16 protein-coding genes are annotated in these 19,501 nt (G+C 66.9%); 15 read left to right on the top strand and 1 reads right to left on the bottom strand.

The features are described 5' to 3' along the window. The first annotated feature begins 65 nt into the window (after window positions 1-65). The 15 genes from GJG85_RS09325 to GJG85_RS09255 all read left to right on the top strand — a co-directional run bounded on the left by GJG85_RS09325 (window position 66) and on the right by GJG85_RS09255 (window position 16,992). The gene (locus GJG85_RS09325; protein ID WP_204383273.1) at window positions 66-1,079 is read left to right on the top strand and encodes a helix-turn-helix domain-containing protein; all 1,014 of its coding nucleotides are present in this window, start codon (window positions 66-68) and stop codon (window positions 1,077-1,079) included. 112 nt (window positions 1,080-1,191) lie between these two features. After that, a complete protein-coding gene (gene ispG / locus GJG85_RS09320; protein WP_027806072.1) occupies window positions 1,192-2,496 on the top strand; it encodes a flavodoxin-dependent (E)-4-hydroxy-3-methylbut-2-enyl-diphosphate synthase in 1,305 nt (434 codons plus the stop codon). Between the two features lie 20 nt (window positions 2,497-2,516). Next, window positions 2,517-3,857 (top strand): histidine--tRNA ligase, encoded by a 1,341-nt coding sequence (hisS, locus tag GJG85_RS09315; protein WP_089488490.1) that lies wholly within the window; start codon window positions 2,517-2,519, stop codon window positions 3,855-3,857. A gap of 58 nt (window positions 3,858-3,915) precedes the next feature. Beyond that, a complete protein-coding gene (locus tag GJG85_RS09310) occupies window positions 3,916-4,545 on the top strand; it encodes a tetratricopeptide repeat protein (protein ID WP_006478678.1) in 630 nt (209 codons plus the stop codon). A 41-nt stretch (window positions 4,546-4,586) separates the two neighbouring features. Beyond that, window positions 4,587-5,732, top strand: a complete 1,146-nt coding sequence (gene bamB / locus GJG85_RS09305; protein ID WP_050013192.1) for an outer membrane protein assembly factor BamB — start codon at window positions 4,587-4,589, stop codon at window positions 5,730-5,732. 247 nt (window positions 5,733-5,979) lie between these two features. Further along, complete coding sequence (gene der / locus GJG85_RS09300; protein ID WP_050013191.1) at window positions 5,980-7,317, top strand: ribosome biogenesis GTPase Der; 1,338 nt, start codon at window positions 5,980-5,982, stop codon at window positions 7,315-7,317. Window positions 7,318-7,458: 141 nt separating this feature from the next. Next, window positions 7,459-7,698 (top strand): RNA chaperone Hfq, encoded by a 240-nt coding sequence (gene hfq / locus GJG85_RS09295; protein WP_006399927.1) that lies wholly within the window; start codon window positions 7,459-7,461, stop codon window positions 7,696-7,698. Window positions 7,699-7,770: 72 nt separating this feature from the next. Further along, entirely contained in the window at window positions 7,771-8,943 is a 1,173-nt protein-coding gene (gene hflX / locus GJG85_RS09290) for a GTPase HflX (protein WP_175975584.1), read from the top strand. 47 nt (window positions 8,944-8,990) lie between these two features. Next, window positions 8,991-10,331: an FtsH protease activity modulator HflK gene (gene hflK, locus GJG85_RS09285; protein ID WP_050013189.1), complete on the top strand. Its 1,341-nt coding sequence runs from the start codon at window positions 8,991-8,993 to the stop codon at window positions 10,329-10,331. 15 nt (window positions 10,332-10,346) lie between these two features. After that, complete coding sequence (hflC, locus tag GJG85_RS09280) at window positions 10,347-11,246, top strand: protease modulator HflC (RefSeq protein ID WP_050013188.1); 900 nt, start codon at window positions 10,347-10,349, stop codon at window positions 11,244-11,246. A gap of 36 nt (window positions 11,247-11,282) precedes the next feature. Continuing rightward, window positions 11,283-11,474 (top strand): DUF2065 domain-containing protein, encoded by a 192-nt coding sequence (locus GJG85_RS09275; protein ID WP_012328623.1) that lies wholly within the window; start codon window positions 11,283-11,285, stop codon window positions 11,472-11,474. Between the two features lie 113 nt (window positions 11,475-11,587). Then, the gene (locus GJG85_RS09270; RefSeq protein WP_069620837.1) at window positions 11,588-12,736 is read left to right on the top strand and encodes an ATP phosphoribosyltransferase regulatory subunit; all 1,149 of its coding nucleotides are present in this window, start codon (window positions 11,588-11,590) and stop codon (window positions 12,734-12,736) included. A gap of 113 nt (window positions 12,737-12,849) precedes the next feature. Continuing rightward, window positions 12,850-14,196, top strand: coding sequence for an adenylosuccinate synthase (locus GJG85_RS09265; RefSeq protein WP_050013186.1), 1,347 nt, complete (start codon window positions 12,850-12,852; stop codon window positions 14,194-14,196). Between the two features lie 7 nt (window positions 14,197-14,203). Next, window positions 14,204-14,800 carry a phosphoribosyltransferase gene (locus tag GJG85_RS09260; RefSeq protein WP_006478688.1) on the top strand — a complete coding sequence of 199 codons (597 nt, stop codon included), beginning with the start codon at window positions 14,204-14,206 and terminating at the stop codon, window positions 14,798-14,800. Window positions 14,801-15,075: 275 nt separating this feature from the next. Beyond that, window positions 15,076-16,992, top strand: a complete 1,917-nt coding sequence (locus tag GJG85_RS09255; RefSeq protein ID WP_050013185.1) for a potassium transporter Kup — start codon at window positions 15,076-15,078, stop codon at window positions 16,990-16,992. Between the two features lie 115 nt (window positions 16,993-17,107). Here GJG85_RS09255 and GJG85_RS09250 read toward each other — a convergent pair whose 3' ends face one another. After that, the gene (locus GJG85_RS09250) at window positions 17,108-19,432 is read right to left on the bottom strand and encodes a Tex family protein (RefSeq protein ID WP_050013184.1); all 2,325 of its coding nucleotides are present in this window, start codon (window positions 19,430-19,432) and stop codon (window positions 17,108-17,110) included. Window positions 19,433-19,501: the final 69 nt, after the last annotated feature.

Raw genomic sequence — 19,501 nt, 5'->3', positions numbered from 1 at the left:
GCGGGTGCCGGCCGGCAGGAGCCGGCGGCAGCCGCCAGTGAAGAAGAATCGACGCGAGGACAAGGATGAGTGAGCCGCAGCCGTCTAACGGCGCAGAGACGAATGCCGCGAAGCCGGCACCGGCGGGACTGGAAACGCTGGCCGCGGTCGGCAGCCGCCTGGCGCAGCTTCGGGAGACGAAGGGCTGGTCGGTCGACGACGTGTCGGCGCGACTCAAGGTCGCACCGCAAAAGCTCCGGGCGCTCGAGGCCGGCGACATCAGCCATTTGCCCGGCGTGACGTTCGCGCTCGGTGTCGTGCGCAGCTACGCGAAGATGCTCGGCGTCGATCCGGAACCGTTCGCGCAGGCGCTGCGCCGCGAGCGCGGGGTGCCGGAAGTCGACCTGTCGATGCCGGCGTCGTCGGGCACGGATCTGCCGCGCGGCCGCGTGTCGATTCCGCTCGGCGGTTCGTCGCGCCACCATCCGTGGCTGTGGGGAACGGGGATCGTCATCGTCGCGGTGGTCGCCGTACTGATGTGGCACACTGGCGGCGATTCGTCGGGCCTGCTCGCGCGCTTCAAGGGCGGCGACGCCGGACATGCGTCGGCGGCGAGCGCGGCGGCATCGTCGTCCGCCGAAGAAGCGGCGACGAACGGCGCGTCGACGGCGGTCGCGAATGAGGTTCCGGCCCCGGCCGCTGCATCGGCTGCACCGGCGCAGACAATCGCATCGGCCGTTCCGGCGCCGGCGGCCCCGGTCGCGACGGCGGCTGCGTCGCAGCCCGTTGCGGCAACGGCGGCGGCAAGCACGGCGGCGCCGGCCCAGCCGGCGAGCGTCGTGGTGGCGGCAGGCCAGTCGATGGTCGAACTGAAGGTCAAGCAGGATTGCTGGTTCAGCGTGCGCGACAAGAACGGCAAGGAGCTGTTCTCGGCGCTGGTGCGCGCCGGCGAAACGAAGCAGGTTGCCGGTGACGGGCCGTTCAAGGTCACGATCGGCAACAAGGCCGGCCTCGACGCGGTTGCGTTCGACGGAAAACCGGTCGATCCGGCAAAATATTCGGCAGCGCGGGGTAACGTGGCGCGGTTCACGTTGCCCTGACGTCAAGCGCCGTGGCGAAGGCTTGCCGTCGATACCGGCAGGCCGTGAGGGCACGGCGCTTTTTCAATTCATGCGCCGCGTCGCGGCGCATTCCGCGTAAATGGATCTATCGATGCAATCCGAAGCTCAATCCCCACGCAGCAGTCAGATTTGTTCAACCGAGCCGGTGTTCGGCGGGCATCAGCCGCGCCGCGTATCGCATGCGGTGGATGTCCGCTGGGGCGGGCAACTCGTGACGATCGGCGGCGACGCGCCGGTGCGCGTGCAGTCGATGACGAATACCGATACGGCCGATGCGATCGGCACGGCGATCCAGATCAAGGAACTCGCGAACGCGGGCTCCGAACTGGTGCGCATCACGGTCAACACGCCCGAAGCCGCGGCCGCCGTGCCGGCGATTCGCGAGCAGCTCGACCGGATGGGCGTGACCGTGCCGCTCGTCGGCGATTTCCACTACAACGGCCACCTGCTGCTGCGCGACTACCCGGGCTGCGCGGAGTCGCTGTCGAAGTACCGGATCAACCCCGGTAACGTCGGCCAGGGCGCGAAGCGCGACACGCAGTTCGCGCAGATGATCGAGGCCGCGGCGAAGTACGACAAGCCGGTGCGGATCGGCGTGAACTGGGGCAGCCTCGACCAGGACCTGCTCGCGCGCATGATGGACGAGAACGGCGCGCGTGCGCAGCCGTGGGACGCGCAGAGCGTGATGTACGAGGCGCTGATTCAGTCGGCGATCGGCTCGGCGGAACGCGCGGTCGAGCTCGGCCTCGGCCGCGACCGCATCGTGCTGTCGTGCAAGGTCAGCGGCGTGCAGGACCTGATCGCCGTGTATCGCGAACTCGGCCGCCGCTGCGGCTTCGCGCTGCACCTCGGGCTGACCGAGGCCGGCATGGGCTCGAAGGGCATCGTCGCGTCGACGGCGGCGCTTGGCGTGCTGCTGCAGGAAGGGATCGGCGACACGATCCGCATCTCGCTGACGCCGGAACCGGGCGCGTCGCGCACGGGCGAGGTGATCGTCGGCCAGGAAATCCTGCAGACGATGGGCCTGCGCTCGTTCGCGCCGATGGTGATCGCGTGCCCGGGCTGCGGCCGCACGACGAGCACGCTGTTCCAGGAACTCGCGATGCAGATCCAGACGTATCTGCGCGAGCAGATGCCGGCGTGGCGCAAGGAATATCCGGGCGTCGAGAAGATGAACGTCGCGGTGATGGGCTGCATCGTCAACGGCCCGGGCGAATCGAAGCACGCGAACATCGGCATCAGCCTGCCGGGTTCGGGCGAGAACCCGGCCGCGCCCGTCTTCATCGACGGCGAGAAGGTCAAGACGCTGCGCGGCGAGCGGATCGCCGAGGAATTCCAGCAGATCGTCAGCGACTACGTCGCACGCAATTACGGCCGCACCGAGGCCCTGAACTAATTCGTCCACACACACGAACGATGACTGAACAGAAACGCAAGATCGAGAAGCTCACCGGCGTCAAAGGCATGAACGACATCCTTCCGCAGGATGCCGGCCTGTGGGAATTCTTCGAAGCTACCGTGAAATCGCTGCTGCGCGCGTACGGCTACCAGAACATCCGCACGCCGATCGTCGAACACACGCAGCTGTTCACGCGCGGCATCGGCGAAGTCACGGACATCGTCGAGAAGGAGATGTACAGCTTCACCGACGCGCTGAACGGCGAGAACCTGACGATGCGTCCGGAAAACACCGCGGCCGTCGTGCGTGCGTCGATCGAGCACAACATGCTGTACGACGGCCCGAAGCGCCTGTGGTACATCGGCCCGATGTTCCGTCACGAGCGTCCGCAGCGCGGCCGCTATCGCCAGTTCCACCAGGTCGGCGTCGAGGCGCTCGGCTTCGCGGGCCCCGATGCGGATGCCGAGATCATCATGATGTGCCAGCGCCTGTGGGACGACCTCGGCCTGACCGGCATCAAGCTCGAGATCAACTCGCTCGGCCTCGCCGAGGAGCGCGCCGCGCACCGCGTCGAGTTGATCAAGTACCTCGAGCAGTTCGCCGACGTGCTCGACGAGGACGCGAAGCGCCGCCTGTATACGAACCCGCTGCGCGTGCTCGACACGAAGAATCCCGCGCTGCAGGACATCGCGCAGAACGCACCGAAGCTGATCGACTTCCTCGGCGACGAATCGCGCGCGCACTTCGAAGGGCTGCAGCGCCTGCTGCTCGCGAACAACATTCCGTTCAAGATCAATCCGCGTCTCGTGCGCGGCCTCGATTACTACAACCTGACCGTGTTCGAGTGGGTGACCGACAAGCTCGGCGCGCAGGGCACGGTCGCGGCTGGCGGCCGCTACGATCCGCTGATCGAGCAGCTCGGCGGCAAGCCGACCGCCGCGTGCGGCTGGGCGATGGGCATCGAGCGGATCCTCGAGCTGCTGAAGGAAGAAGATCTCGCGCCCGAGCAGGAAGGCGTCGACGTGTACGTCGTGCACCAGGGCGAGACCGCGCGCGAACAGGCGTTCATCGCGGCCGAGCGCCTGCGCGACACGGGCCTCGACGTGATCTTCCACTGCAGCGCCGACGGCGCGCCGGCGAGCTTCAAGTCGCAGATGAAGCGGGCCGATGCGAGCGGCGCCGCGTTCGCGGTGATCTTCGGCGAAGAAGAGGTCGCGAACGGCACGGTGGGCGTGAAAGCGTTGCGCGGCGTGGGTGCGGAAGGGGAAAAGAACGTTCAGCAGACCGTACCGGTCGAAAGCTTGACCGAATTCCTAATCAATGCGATGGTTGCATCCGCCGAAGACGGCGACGACTGATCGCGCTGGCATCCGCTCGACAAGAAAAGCCTGAACAGGAAGAAGGAATCGCTCGCCGATGAGTTATCACGACGAACAAGAATCGATTGAAAGTCTCAAGGCGTGGTGGGCCCGCTGGGGTAACCTCACCACGTGGATCGTGCTCGCGGCGCTTGTCGTCGCGGCCGGTTTCAACGGCTGGAACTACTGGCAGCGCCGTCAGGCTGCCGAGGCGTCCGGGCTGTACGAGCAGGTCCAGAAGGCCGCCGCCGCGAACGACAAGGCGACGATGGCCCGCGCGGCCGCTGACATGGAAGACAAGTTCGGCAGCACGCCGTATGCGCAGATGACGGCGCTCGCGGCCGCGAAGACGCTGTACGCGGCCGGCGACGCGGCAGGCGCGAAGGCGCAGCTGCAATGGGCCGTCGATCACGCCAAGGACGACGAGTACAAGCAGATCGCGAAGCTGCGTCTCGCGTCGCTGCTGCTCGACGAGAAGGCGTACGATGCGGGCCTCGCGCTGCTGTCGGGTACGCCGGTCGATGCATTCAAGGGCCTCGTGGCCGATCGTCGCGGCGATCTGCTTGCCGCGCAAGGCAAGACCGACGATGCGCGCGCGGCTTACAAGCTCGCGCTCGACGGCCTGTCGAAGGACGACCAGTCCGCGCGCCAGCTCGTGCAGTTCAAGCTGGACGCGCTCGGCGGCTGAATCCCGGTCCCCTCAACCTCTTAACTCTGCTTCGCTAACCGATGAATTTGCTGAAACGTTACGCTGTGCCCGTTGCCTGCGCGGCGGCTGTCCTCGCTTTGGCGGCTTGCTCGTCGTCGAAGGACGCGCGCCGCGTGCCGACGCCGCTCACCGAGTTCAAGCCCGTCATGGACGTGCAACAGGTCTGGAAGGCGAGCGTCGGCAAGGGCGGACGCTACCTGTTTTCGCCGGTGGCCGTGGGCGACGCCGTCTATGCGGCGGGCGAAAACGGTTCGGTCGAGAAGATCGACGCGAAGACGGGCCAGACGCTGTGGCGTTCGAAGGTCGGTTCCGACCTGTCGGCCGGTGTCGGCAGCGACGGCAACCTGACCGCGGTCGGTGCGCTGAAGGGCGGCGTGTTCGTGCTGGGCCCGGACGGCAAGCAGCTGTGGAAGACCAGCGTGCAGGGCGAGATCTTCTCGCCGCCGCTCGTCGGCAACGGCCTCGTGGTCGTCCGCACGATCGACGGCCAGGTGATCGCGTTCAACGCGCAGACGGGCGAGCAGAAGTGGAACTACCGCAACCGTGCGGTGCCGCTGAACCTGCGCGTGTCGGCCGGCATGACGTTCGCGGGCGACGCGGCCGTGCTCGCGGGCTTCCCGGGCGGCGGTCTGGTCGCGATCAACCTGCAGACGGGCGAGCCGTTCTGGCAGACCCCGGTGTCGTTCCCGAAGGGCGTGACCGAAGTCGAGCGCATCAACGACGTCAGCGGTCCGCCGACGCTCGTGGGCGCGCAAGCCTGCGCGGTGACGTTCCAGGGTCAGCTTGGCTGCTTCGATGCGAACTCGGGCCGGCCGCTGTGGGAAAAGCCGTTCTCGAGCCGCAGCGGCCTCGCGCAGGACGATTCGGTGGTCGCCGGCGGTGACGACTGGTCGGTCGTCACTGCGTACGACGCGGCCACGGGCAACCAGCTCTGGCGCAACGACAAGCTGAAGAGCCGTGACGTCGGCGTGCCGTACCTGCTCGGGCACGCGGTCGTGATGGGCGATTACCAGGGCTTCGTGCACTTCCTGTCGCGCGAAGACGGCAGCTTCATCGCGCGGATGAAGACCGACGGCAGCGCGATCACGGCGGCGCCGGTCCTCGCGGGCAATACGCTCGTCGTGCAGACGAAGGACGGCGGCCTGTACGGGTTCCGCCCGCGCTGACACGCAGGAAACCGGTGCGGCCGTGGCGCGGCGGGCAGGTCCCGCGCGCCGCGGTCGCGCGACTTGAAGGCGGCCGGCGTTCCCGGCCGCTCGGTATTTGAAAGGCAGTACGAGACGAAAGACGACGGCGCGCAACGCGCGCCGGGCGCGCGCATCCGGCGCGGCGCGAATTCGTGATATTTTCATTCAGCGCAGCCGCCCGCAGCAGCGGGCCTCCCGCTGCTGCGCATCACCGTAGAAAACACAGATGAAACCGGTCATTGCCCTCGTTGGGCGCCCCAATGTGGGGAAATCCACGCTGTTCAACCGGCTCACGCGCTCGCGCGATGCGCTGGTCGCCGACTTGCCGGGCCTCACGCGCGATCGCCATTACGGCGAAGGGCGCGTCGGCGAACGACCGTACCTGGTCGTCGATACCGGCGGCTTCGAGCCCGTCGCGAAGGACGGCATCCTGCACGAAATGGCGCGCCAGACGCGGCAGGCCGTCGAGGAAGCCGACGTCGTCGTGTTCATCGTCGACGGCCGTAACGGACTCGCGCCGCAGGACAAGTCGATCGCCGACTACCTGCGCAAGACCGGCCGGCCGATCTTCCTCGTCGTCAACAAGGCCGAGGGGATGAAGTACACCGCGGTCGCGACGGACTTCTACGAGCTCGGGCTCGGCGACCCGCGCGCGATCTCGGCCGCGCACGGCGACGGCGTGACCGACATGATCAACGAGGCGCTGGAAGTCGCGTATGCGGGCCAGCCCGAGGAAGCGGACGAGGACGATCCGTCGCGCGGCATCAAGATCGCGATTGTCGGCCGCCCGAACGTCGGCAAGTCGACGCTCGTCAACGCGCTGATCGGCGAGGACCGCGTGATCGCGTTCGACATGCCGGGCACGACGCGCGACTCGATCTACGTCGACTTCGAGCGTAACGGCAAGAAATACACGCTGATCGACACGGCCGGCCTGCGACGCCGCGGCAAGGTGTTCGAGGCGATCGAGAAGTTCTCGGTCGTGAAGACGCTGCAGTCGATCTCCGACGCGAACGTCGTCATTCTTCTGCTGGATGCGCAGCAGGACATTTCCGACCAGGACGCGCACATCGCCGGCTTCGTCGTCGAGCAGGGCCGCGCGCTCGTGATCGGCGTCAACAAGTGGGACGGCCTCGACGATCACGCGCGCGACCGTGCGAAAGCGGATTTGACCCGCAAGCTGAAATTCCTCGACTTCGCGAAATCGCACTTCATTTCGGCCGCGAAGAAAACGGGTATCGGCACGCTGATGCGCTCGGTCGACGACGCGTACGCGGCGGCGATGGCGAAGCTGCCGACGCCGAAGCTCACGCGCGCGCTGATCGACGCCGTCGAATTCCAGCAGCCGCGCCGTCGCGGCCCGGTGCGTCCGAAGCTGCGCTATGCGCACCAGGGCGGCCAGAATCCGCCGATCATCGTGATCCACGGCAACGCGCTCGACGCGGTGACGGAAACCTACAAGCGTTACCTCGAAAACCGATTCCGCGAAACTTTCTCGCTGACCGGGACTCCATTGCGCATAGAGTTCCGTTCGTCGAACAACCCGTACGCGGACAAGGGCTGAAGCACGCCGCGCAAGGCATCGGCCGCATGGCCAGTGGCCGGGCGGGGCAGGCAAAATCAGCTATAGTGTAGCGATTGGCGCCGGATCTCTTTTTCTTCGCCGCCAATCCAGATCAACCTGCAAAAAAAGATGGAGTACGCCATGAGCAACAAAGGGCAATTGTTACAAGACCCGTTTTTGAACGCACTGCGCAAAGAGCACGTTCCCGTTTCGATCTACCTCGTCAACGGCATCAAGCTTCAAGGGAACATTGAATCGTTCGACCAGTACGTCGTGTTGCTCCGTAATACGGTGACCCAGATGGTTTACAAGCACGCCATCTCGACGGTCGTGCCGGCGCGCCCGGTGAATTTCCACCCGGACGCGGAAGCCTCGTCCTAACCTATCGCAGCGGCCGGCATCCGGTCGCCGCGAGCGACCGATGCCAGCCGCCTTATCTTGACACCCGATAATTTGATCAACGCAGCGCTCGTCGGCATCGATTTCGGCAAGACCGATTTCGAAGCCAGTCTCGAAGAACTCAGTCTTCTCGCCTCCAGTGCGGGGGCCCGTCCCGCCGTCACCCTCACCGGTCGTCGCGCCAGTCCCGATGCCAAGATGTTCATCGGCAGCGGCAAAGCCGAAGAACTGCGGCTTGCCTGCGACGCGCACAACGTCGAAATCGTCATCTTCAACCACGCGTTGGCGCCCGCCCAGCAACGTAATCTGGAGCAGGCACTTAACAGGCGCGTGGTCGATCGCACGAGCCTCATCCTCGACATCTTCGCGCAGCGCGCCCGCAGCCACGAAGGCAAGCTGCAGGTCGAGCTCGCGCAGCTTCAATACCTGTCGACCCGGCTCATTCGCGCGTGGACCCACCTCGAGCGGCAAAAGGGCGGTATCGGCCTGCGCGGCCCCGGCGAAACCCAGCTCGAAACCGACCGCCGGCTGATCGGCGAACGCATCAAGATGCTGAAGTCGCGGCTCGACCGGCTGCGTCGCCAGCACAGCACGCAGCGCCGGCAGCGCGCGCGCAGCGGCACGATGTCGGTGTCGCTCGTCGGCTATACGAACGCGGGCAAGTCGACGCTGTTCAATGCGCTGACGAAAGCGCAGGCGTACGCGGCCGACCAACTGTTCGCGACGCTCGATACGACGTCGCGGCGCGTGTACCTCGGCGACGAGGTCGGCCAGATCGTCGTGTCCGATACGGTCGGGTTCATTCGTGAGCTGCCTCACCAGCTCGTCGCGGCGTTCCGCGCGACCCTCGAGGAAACGATCCACGCGGATCTGCTGCTGCATGTGGTCGATGCGTCGAGCGCGGTCCGGCTCGAGCAGATCGAGCAGGTCAACGGCGTGCTGCACGAGATCGGCGCGGACACGATCCGCCAGGTGCTGGTGTTCAACAAGATCGACGCCGTGCCCGAGCTGGCGGCCCGCGGCGACGCGGTCGAGCGGGACGAGTATGGTAATATTTCGCGCGTCTTTTTGAGCGCGCGCACCGGTCAGGGTCTCGATACGTTGCGTGCCGCCATCGCCGAAATCGCCTCCGCGGAACATCTCTCCAGCGCGACGTTGTCCGACGCGCTCGATGGCACGTCCGCTGAACCGCACGAAGACCACACGATTTCCGAACACGGGCGCTAACCGGTCCCGGCCGGTTCGCCGGCGTCCAATCTGGTGAACAAACTCTGGTGAACGAATACAACGAGCGGAGTACCTGGCGGCGGATGCGCGCCTTGCTGTCGATCAACGATCCCCGCTGGGGACGCGGCGAAGGCAATGGCAAGGACGGATCCCGCCCCCGCGCGAACGAATCGAAGCGTCCGCAAGGCGGCGACGGCGACGGTCCGCCCGATCTCGACGAGATGTGGCGCAACTTCAACCGGCGCCTGAGCGGCCTGTTCGGCGGCAAGGGCGGCAACGGCTTCCGTCCCGACAACGGCCGGGCCGCCCGGGTCGGCGTCGGCATCGTGATCGGCGTGCTGGTCGCGGTGTATGCGGGCAGCGGGCTGTTCGTCGTGCAGGGCGGCCAGACGGGCGTCGTGCTGCAGTTCGGCAAGCTGTCGGGCACGGTCGGCCAGGGCGTGCACTGGCGCGCGCCGTATCCGTTCGCGTCGCATGAGATCGTCGACACGTCGCAGGTCCGCTCGATCGAGATCGGCCGCAACAACGTCGTGCGCCTCGCGAACGTGAAGGAAGCCGCGATGCTGACGCGCGATGCCGATATCGTCGACGTGCGCTTCATCGTCCAGTACCGGATCCGTTCCGCCACCGATTACCTGTTCCGCAGCGTCGATCCCGAGCGCAGCGTGTCGCAGGCCGCGCAGGCCGCGGTGCGCGCGATCGTCGGCACGCGCAGCGCGGCCGACATGCTGAATCAGGATCGCGATGCGCTGCGCGAGCAGCTTTCCACCGCGATCCAGCGCGATCTCGACCGCTACCAGTCGGGGCTCGAGGTGACGGCCGTCACGATGCAGAGCGTCGCGGCGCCCGAGCAGACCCAGGCCGCGTACGCCGAAGTCGCGAAGGCGCGCGACGAGCGCGAGGCCGCGAAGCGCGCCGCGCAGGCGTATGCGAGCGACCTGCTGCCGAAGGCGCAGGGCGATGCGGCGAAGCTCGTCGACGAAGCGAAGGCGTATGCCGATCGCGTGGTCACGGAAGCCGAGGGCGACGCGGACCGCTTCAAGCAGGTCTATGCGCAGTACTCGAAGGCGCCCGCGGTCATCCGCGAGCGGATGTACCTCGAGACGATGCAGGAAATCTATTCGAACGCGACGAAGGTGTTCGTCGGCAACAAGGGCGGCAACAGCGTCGTGTACCTGCCGCTCGACAAGCTCGTCGAGCAGGGGCGGCAAAACGCCGCGGCGTCGACCGGCGCGTCCGCGCCCGATGCGGCGTCGGCACCGGCGGCCACGGCGCCGGCCGCAGCCGCGCCGGCGAGCGCCGCACCGGCCGCCACGGCGTCGGGTGTCGACGTGCTGCGATCGCGTGAAGCGTTTCGCAGCCGGTCGCGTGAAGACGATACGAAGTAACGGGGAGCGCAGAACATGAACCGAATCATTGCGCTCGTCGTCGCAATCGTGATCGTTGCCTTCGCGGCGTCGTCGACGGTCCTCACCGTCGATCCGCGCCATGCGGCCGTGCTGTCGGGTCGCGACGGCGCGCAGCCCGAGCTCGCGGGCCCCGGCGTCCATTTCAAGCTGCCGCCGCCGTTGCAGACGGCCACGCTGATCGACACGCGCGTGCAGTCGCTCGAGTCGTCCGATCCGCTGCAGCTGGCGACCGAGGACAAGCACGACCTGCTCGTCGCGTATGCGGTGAAGTACCGGATCAGCGATCCGATGAAATATTTCACCGCGACGGGCGGCGATCCGGCGGCGGCGGCCGACCGGCTGTCCGGCGCGCTGAAGGGCGCGCTCGGCGACGCATTCGGCAAGCGCGCGCTCGACGACGCCCTCGGCGGTCAGCGCGCGATCGCCGATGCGGCGCGCGATGCGGCGAAGGCGCAAGCGTCCGGTTTCGGCGTCGACGTGGTCGACGTGCAGCTGACACGTGTCGACCTGCCGGCCGCGCAGACGGACGCCGTCTATCAGCGGATGATCGGCGCGTTGCGCGATCAGGCGGCCCAGGTGCGTGCGCAAGGCGCGGCCGACGTCGAGCAGATCAAGGCCGACGCCGAACGCGAGCAGCAGGCCGTGCTCGCGAACGCGTACAAGTCCGCGCAGACGATCAAGGGCGAGGGCGATGCGAAGGCCGCGACGATCGCCGCCGACGCGTTCGGCCGCGATCCGCAGTTCTATCAGTTCTACGCGAGCCTGCAGGCGTACCGGAACACGTTCAAGCGCAACGACATCATCGTCGTCGATCCCGACAGCGAGTTCTTCCGCTTCATGCGCAGCCCGACGGGCGGTGCCGCACCGGCGGCGCCTGCTCCCCGCAAACATTGACCTTGGGGCGCCGCGTCGAGCGGCGCCGTCGCTCGCATGGACCTGGCTGGCTCGTTGTTGCTCGCAGTAGCGCTGATGCTGATTATCGAGGGTGCATTCCCCTTCGTGTTTCCGTCCGCATGGCGCGACACGTTTCGTAGAATAGCGGAGCGACCGCCGCATCATATCCGGATCGGCGGGCTGATCGTGATGGTGCTCGGGCTCGTGCTGCTGTTGCTCGCGACCTGACCGGCACCCTGATCCGGACGGCGCATCCGCCGTTCGTTCCGCCCGATTTCGAAGTTCCGATTCAACTCGCGGCGCGCGTGACGCGCGCCATTTCCCGTCGTAGGACCGTACCGATGTCGACCTGGTTACTTCCCGAGAATATCGCCGACGTACTGCCGTCGGAAGCGCGCAAGATCGAGGAGCTGCGCCGCAGGCTGCTCGACCGCTTCCGTTCGTACGGCTACGAAATGGTGATGCCGCCGCTGCTCGAATATCTCGAGTCGCTGCTGACGAGCGGCGGCGCCGATCTGCGCCTGCGCACCTTCAAGCTGGTCGATCAGCTGTCGGGCCGCACGCTCGGCCTGCGCGCGGACATCACGCCGCAGGTCGCGCGGATCGACGCGCACCTGTTGAACCGTCAGGGCGTGACGCGCCTCTGCTACGCGGGCCACGTGATGCATACGCGTCCGCGCGGTCTGCACGCGACGCGCGAGCAGATCCAGATCGGCGCCGAAATCTACGGGCACGCCGGGCTCGAAGCCGATCTCGAGATCCAGCAACTGATGCTCGATGCGCTGCATCTGGCGGGCCTGTCGCGCATCCGTCTCGACCTCGGTCACGCGGGCGTGCTCGCGGCGCTGCTGGCGCGCGACGCGCAGGCTGCCGAGCGCGGCGAGTCGCTGTACGACGCGCTGTCGGGCAAGGACGTGCCGCTGCTGAACGAACTCACCGACGATCTCGGCGCCGATACGCGCGCCGCGCTGCGCGCGCTGCCGAATCTGTACGGCGACGCGAGCGTGCTCGCCGAGGCGCGCACGCGCCTGCCGGTGCTGCCCGAAATCACGCGGGCGCTCGACGATCTCGCGCAGCTTGCGTCGCAGGCGAAGGGCGTCGAAGTCGCGATCGATCTCGCCGACCTGCGCGGCTACGCGTACCACAGCGGCGCGATGTTCAGCGCCTACGTCGACGGCGTGCCGAACGCGATCGCGCGCGGCGGCCGTTACGACCACGTGGGGCAGGCCTATGGTCGTGCCCGTCCGGCGACCGGCTTCTCGCTGGACCTGCGCGAGCTCGCGCGGATCTCGCCGGTCGAGGCGCGCGGCACCGCGATTCTCGCGCCGTGGGCGCAGGACGACGCGCTGGGCGCGGCCGTCGCGGCGCTGCGCGATGCGGGCGAGGTCGTGATCCAGGCGCTGCCGGGCCATGACCACGTACTCGACGAGTTCGCGTGCGATCGCTCGCTCGTCGAGCGTAACGGCGCATGGGTGGTCGAACCCCGATAAAGAGGTGTTCGCGGGCCGTGCTTCGGCGTGCATATCGTTGAAGCGAAACGGAAAAATTCGGAAACGCCCGCGAACATAGGTAGAATACGTTTTTAACCAGCTAACGAATCAACATGTCTGCCAGCGCAGTGAACGTGACTCCCGGGCGCAATGTCGTCGTCGTGGGAACGCAATGGGGTGATGAAGGCAAGGGCAAGATCGTCGACTGGCTGACGGACCACGCTCAGGGCGTCGTGCGTTTCCAGGGCGGTCACAACGCCGGCCACACCCTCATCATCGGCGGCAAGAAAACGATCTTGCGCCTCATTCCGTCGGGCATCATGCGTGAAGGCGTCGCCTGCTACATCGGCAACGGCGTCGTGCTGTCCCCCGAAGCACTGTTCAAGGAAATCGGCGAGCTTGAAGAAGCCGGCGTGAACGTGCGCGACCGTCTGTTCATCTCCGAAGCCACGACGCTGATCCTGCCGTACCACATCGCGATCGACCAGGCGCGCGAAGCGCGCAAGGGCGCGGGCAAGATCGGCACGACCGGCCGCGGCATCGGCCCCGCGTACGAAGACAAGGTCGGCCGCCGCGCATTGCGCGTGCAGGACCTGTTCGACGCGAAGACGTTCGCCGATCGCCTGCGCGAAAATCTCGATTTCCACAATTTCGTGCTGACCCAGTATCTGGGCGGCGCGGCCGTCGATTTTCAGGCCACGCTCGACACGATGCTCGGCTATGCCGACCGCCTGAAGCCGATGGTGGCCGATGTGTCGCGCCGTCTGTACGACGCGAACAACGCGGGCCAGAACCTGCTGTTCGAAGGCGCGCAAGGCACGCTGCTCGACATCGACCACGGCACCTATCCGTTCGTCACGTCGAGCAACTGCGTCGCGGGTGCGGCGTCGGCCGGCGCGGGCGTCGGTCCGCAGAAGCTCAACTACATCCTCGGCATCACGAAGGCGTATTGCACGCGCGTCGGCTCGGGCCCGTTCCCGAGCGAGCTGTACGATGCGGACAACCCGCAGCGTCAGGACCAGATCGGCGTCACGCTCGCGAACGTCGGCAAGGAATTCGGGTCAGTCACCGGCCGTCCGCGCCGCACCGGCTGGCTCGATGCGGCTGCACTGCGTCGCTCGATCCAGATCAACGGCGTGTCGGGCCTGTGCATGACGAAGCTCGACGTGCTCGACGGCCTCGACGAAGTGAAGCTGTGCGTCGGCTACCGGGTCGACGGCAAGGACGTGGACATCCTGCCGCGCGGCGCGGTTGACGTCGCGCGTTGCGAGCCGGTGTACGAGACGTTCCCCGGCTGGAAGGAAAGCACCGTCGGGATCAATACGTGGGACGCGCTCCCGGCGAATGCGCAGGCCTACCTCGCCCGCGTCCAGGAAGTGGCTGGCGTGCCGGTCGACATGGTGTCGACGGGCCCGGACCGCGACGAAACGATCCTGCTCCGCCATCCGTTCAAGGTGTAATTGCCAGATGACGCAGCAAATCACGATGACGGCGGCAGACTTGATGACCGATCCGCGCAACGACGACAAGAATCTGTGGGTAGGCTGGGACGAGTATCACCGTCTGATCGAGCTGCTCGCGCTCCAGGTGCATGCGTCGGGCTGGAAGTTCGACCAGATCCTGTGCCTCGCGCGCGGCGGCCTGCGCGTCGGCGACCAGCTGTCGCGTATCTATGACGTGCCGCTCGCGATCCTCGCGACGAGCTCGTACCGGGAAGCGGCCGGCACCGAGCAGGGCGAGCTCGACATCGCGCAGTACATCACGATGACGCGCGGCCATCTCGCGGGCAACGTGCTGCTGGTCGACGACCTCGTCGATTCGGGCGTCACGCTCGCGCGCGTGCAGGAGCACCTGAAGGAGCGCTATCCGGCGGTCACGGCCGTGCGTTCGGCTGTGCTCTGGTACAAGGGTTGCTCGAAGGTCAAGCCGGACTATCACACGCAGTTCCTGCCGACGAATCCGTGGATTCATCAGCCGTTCGAGGAGTGGGACACGGTGCGTCCGCACAACCTCGAGGCGTGGATCAAGCGCGGTCGCGCGCAGCGCGACGGTTCGGGCGCGTAAGCGGCCGGCCGATCGAAGGAAAGCCTTGTACGGCGCCGCTTGCGGCGCCGTTTTTTCGTTGGCGCGCGCGGTGCGTCACGCGGTGCGCGTTGCGTACCCGATAGGCAGGCGGCGCGGCCCCGGCTATGATGGCAGCCCTGCCACAGCTCGCGCCGGATTGCATGCGCAGCGTGGATCGCGTGGTTCCACGGCAACACGGCAGGGCGGTGTTTCACGGGGGCGCGAGTAGAATAGCGCTCGTTTTGTCCGACCCGGACCCGATTATTACGCTTCATATGAACGACACGACTCACGCGACCGACGCCGCACACGCGCCGCATTCGACGCAACAACACTCGATGCGGGCGCTAGCGATAGCAGCCATCGGCGTCGTGTTCGGCGACATCGGCACCAGCCCGTTGTATTCGCTCAAGGAGGCGTTCAGCCCCGCGCACGGCATCCCGCTGACCGAAGGGTCGATTCTCGGCGTGATCTCGCTGCTGTTCTGGGCGATCGTGCTGGTGGTCGGCGTCAAGTACCTGCTATTCGTGATGCGGGCGGACAACAACGGCGAAGGTGGCGTGCTCGCGCTGATGGCGCTGTCGCTGCGGCCGCTCGATTCCAAAACCCGGGTCGCGGGCGCGCTGATGGCGCTCGGGATATTCGGCGCGTGCATGTTCTACGGGGACGCGGTGATCACGCCGGCGATCTCGGTGATGTCGGCCGTCGAAGGTCTGGAGATCGCGACGCCGCACCTGTCCCATCTCGTGCTGCCGATCACGATCGTGATCCTGATCGCGCTGTTCTGGATCCAGCGGCACGGCACCGCGCTGGTCGGCAAGCTGTTCGGCCCGATCATGGTGCTGTGGTTCGTCGTGATCGCGGCGCTCGGCGTGTACCACATCGTGCGCGTGCCGGGCATCATCGCGGCAATCAATCCGTATTACGCGGCGTCGTTCATGGCCGACCACCTGCTGCAGGCGTACGTCGTGCTCGGCTCGGTCGTGCTGGTGCTGACCGGCGCGGAAGCGCTCTACGCGGACATGGGGCACTTCGGCGCAAAGCCGATCCGGTACGCCGCGTACGGGCTCGTGATGCCGTCGCTCGTGCTGAACTACTTCGGTCAGGGCGCGCTGCTGATCCAGAATCCGAAGGCGATCGAAAACCCGTTCTTCCTGCTGGCGCCCGAATGGGGGCTGCTGCCGCTCGTCGTGCTGTCGACGGTCGCGACCGTGATCGCGTCGCAAGCGGTGATCTCGGGCGCGTATTCGCTGACGTCGCAGGCGATCCAGCTCGGCTACGTGCCGCGCATGAAGGTACTGCATACGTCCGAGCTCGCGATCGGCCAGATCTACGTGCCGGTCGTGAACTGGCTGCTGCTGGCCGTGATCCTCTGTATCGTCGTCGGCTTCAAGAGCTCCGACAACCTCGCGGCCGCGTACGGCATCGCGGTGACGGCGACGATGGTGATCACGACCGTGCTCGCGTGCGTCGTGATGGTCAAGGTGTGGAACTGGAACCGGCTGCTGGTCGGTGCGATCATCACCGTGTTCCTCGCGATCGACCTCGGCTTTTTCGGCGCGAACCTGCTGAAGGTCGCGCAGGGCGGCTGGCTGCCGCTCGGCATCGGCGCCTTGCTGTTCTTCCTGTTGATGACCTGGTACAAGGGGCGTCACATCGTCAAGGAACGCACGGCGGCCGACGGTATCCCGCTCGAGCCGTTCCTGCAGGGGCTGCTCGCGCATCCGCCGCACCGCGTGTCGGGCACCGCGATCTACCTGACCGGCAACGACAAGCTCGTGCCCGTCAGCCTGCTGCACAACCTGAAGCACAACAAGGTGCTGCACGAGCGGACCATTTTCCTGACGTTCGTCACGCGCGACATTCCGTACGTGCGCGACGACAAGCGCCTGAGTTCGCGCGATGCGAGCGGCGGGCTGTACATCGTCAAGGCCGAGTACGGCTTCAACGAGACGCCGGACGTGAAGGCCGTGCTCGAGGAATTCGGCCGCACGCACGACATGACGTTCGAACTGATGGACACGTCGTTCTTCCTCGCGCGCGAAACGGTGGTGCCGACGCATCTGCCGGGGATGTCGATCTGGCGCGAGCGCGTGTTCGCGTGGATGCATCAGAACGCGGCGAAGCCGACCGACTTCTTCTCGATTCCGGCGAACCGCGTCGTCGAGCTCGGCACCAAGATCGAGATCTGACGGGCGCGATGGGGCCGCCCATGCGGCGGACCATGCCGAGCAGGCGGCGCGTGTCGCCGAAGCAATAAAAAACCCGCCTTTCGGCGGGTTTTTTGTGCGTCGACGCTTCGCGTGCTCAGCGCTTCAGCTTCGCGAATGCAGCGGCCATCGCGCCGGCCGGTTCCGGCTCGCGCGAACGCTGCGGGCGGGCGGCGCCGCGGCCCGCGTTGCCGCGATCCTGGCCGCCGCGCGACGTCATGCCGGGCGCTGCCGCGTCGTCGTCGAGGCGCATCGTCAGCGCAATGCGCTGGCGCTTCACGTCGACGTCGATCACCTTCACCTTGACGACCTGGCCGGCCTTCACGACTTCGTGCGGGTCCTTGACGAACTTCGTCGACATCGCGGACACGTGGACGAGGCCGTCCTGGTGCACGCCGATATCCACGAACGCGCCGAACGCGGCGACGTTCGTCACGACGCCTTCGAGCGTCATGCCCGGCACGAGATCCGATACCTTCTCGACGCCTTCGCGGAACGTGGCCGTCTTGAATTCCGGGCGCGGATCGCGGCCCGGCTTCTCCAGTTCGGCCAGGATGTCGCGCACGGTCGGCAGGCCGAAACGTTCGTCAACAAATTCCGTCGGGGACAGGCCCGACAGCGCTTCGCGGTTGCCGAGCACGTCGTCGATGCGCTTGTTGATCTTCGCGAGCATCCGTTCGACGACCGGATACGCTTCCGGGTGCACCGACGAGCGGTCGAGCGGATTCTCGCCGCCGTTGATGCGCAGGAAGCCGGCGGCCTGCTCGAAGGTCTTGTCGCCGAGGCGCGGCACCTTGCGCAGATGCTCGCGCGACGGGAACGGGCCGTTCGCATCGCGGTAGTCGACGATGTTGCGCGCGAGCGTCGCGTTCAGGCCCGACACGCGGGCGAGCAGCGGGGCCGACGCGGTGTTCGCGTCGACGCCGACCGCGTTCACGCAATCCTCGACGACCGCGTCGAGCGAGCGGGCGAGTTCGCGCTGGTTCACGTCGTGCTGGTACTGGCCGACGCCGATCGCCTTCGGTTCGATCTTCACGAGCTCGGCGAGCGGGTCCTGCAGGCGGCGGGCGATCGACACCGCGCCGCGCAGCGACACGTCGAGGTCCGGGAATTCCTTCGCGGCGAGCTCGGACGCCGAGTAGACCGACGCGCCGGCTTCGGACACGACGATCTTCTGCAGCCGCAGCTCCGGGTGTTTCGCGATCAGTTCGCTCGCGAGCTTGTCGGTTTCGCGCGATGCGGTGCCGTTGCCGATGCTGATCAGTTCGGCCTGCGTCTGCGCGGCGATGCGCGCGAGTTTCGCGATCGAGCCGTCCCAGTCGCGGCGCGGCTCGTGCGGGTAGATCGTATCGGTCGCGAGCACCTTCCCGGTGCGGTCGACGACCGCGACCTTCACGCCCGTGCGCAGGCCCGGGTCGAGGCCGATCACGGCCTTCGGGCCGGCCGGCGCGGCCAGCAGCAGGTCGTTCAGGTTGCGTGCGAACACGCGGATCGCTTCGGTTTCGGCCGTTTCGCGCAGCTGCGTGAGCAATTCGTTTTCGATATGCGGCTGCACCTTCACGCGCCAGCACCAGCGGCAGACGTCGGACAGCCATTTGTCGGCCGGACGGTTCTGGTTCGCGATGCCGAAATGGCGCGCGATCATCGCCTCGCCGGGATGCGGCACCTGCGCGTCGAGTTCCTCGCCGAGGCCGAGCTTGATCGTCAGCACGCCCGCGTTGCGGCCGCGGAACAGCGCGAGCGCGCGGTGCGACGGCACGGTCTTGATCGTTTCCGCGTAGTCGTAATAGTCGCGGAATTTCTCGCCTTCCTCGTTTTCCTTGCCCTCGACGACGGCCGACGACACGACGCCCTGGCTGTGCAGGTAGTCGCGCAGCTTGCCGAGCAGCTCCGCCGTCTCGCCGAACTGCTCGGACAGGATGTCGCGCGCGCCGTCGAGCGCCGCTTTCACGTCGGCGACGCCCTTGTCGGCGTCGACATACGCGGCCGCCTCGGCCTGCGGGTCGAGCAGCGGGTTCGCGAGCAGCGCGTGCGCGAGCGGCTCGAGGCCGGCTTCGCGGGCGATCTGTGCACGCGTGCGGCGCTTCGGCTTGTACGGCAGATAAAGGTCCTCGAGCACCTGTTTGCTGTCGGCCGCGTCGATCGCGGCACGCAGTTCGTCGGTCAGCTTGCCCTGTTCGTCGATGCTCGACAGGATCGCGGCGCGGCGATCCTCGAGTTCGCGCAGGTACAGGAGGCGTTCCTCGAGGTTGCGCAGCTGCGTGTCGTCCAGGTTGCCGGTCACTTCCTTGCGGTACCGGGCAATGAACGGAACGGTCGAGCCTTCGTCGAGGAGTTGCACGGCCGCCGCGACCTGGCGCGGCTGGACGGACAGTTCGGTGGCGATGCGCTGTACGATCTTGAATGCTACGGTTTCCGTCATGTCGTGGATGGTCTGTCTGCCTGCTGAAATCGCGGCGCGGGCCGGCAGGCCCGAAGCGGCGGGCTGCCC

Source organism: Burkholderia sp. MS389 (assembly GCF_016899425.1).
Lineage (GTDB): Bacteria > Pseudomonadota > Gammaproteobacteria > Burkholderiales > Burkholderiaceae > Burkholderia > Burkholderia sola.
This window is presented reverse-complemented; position numbering and strand designations above follow the sequence as displayed.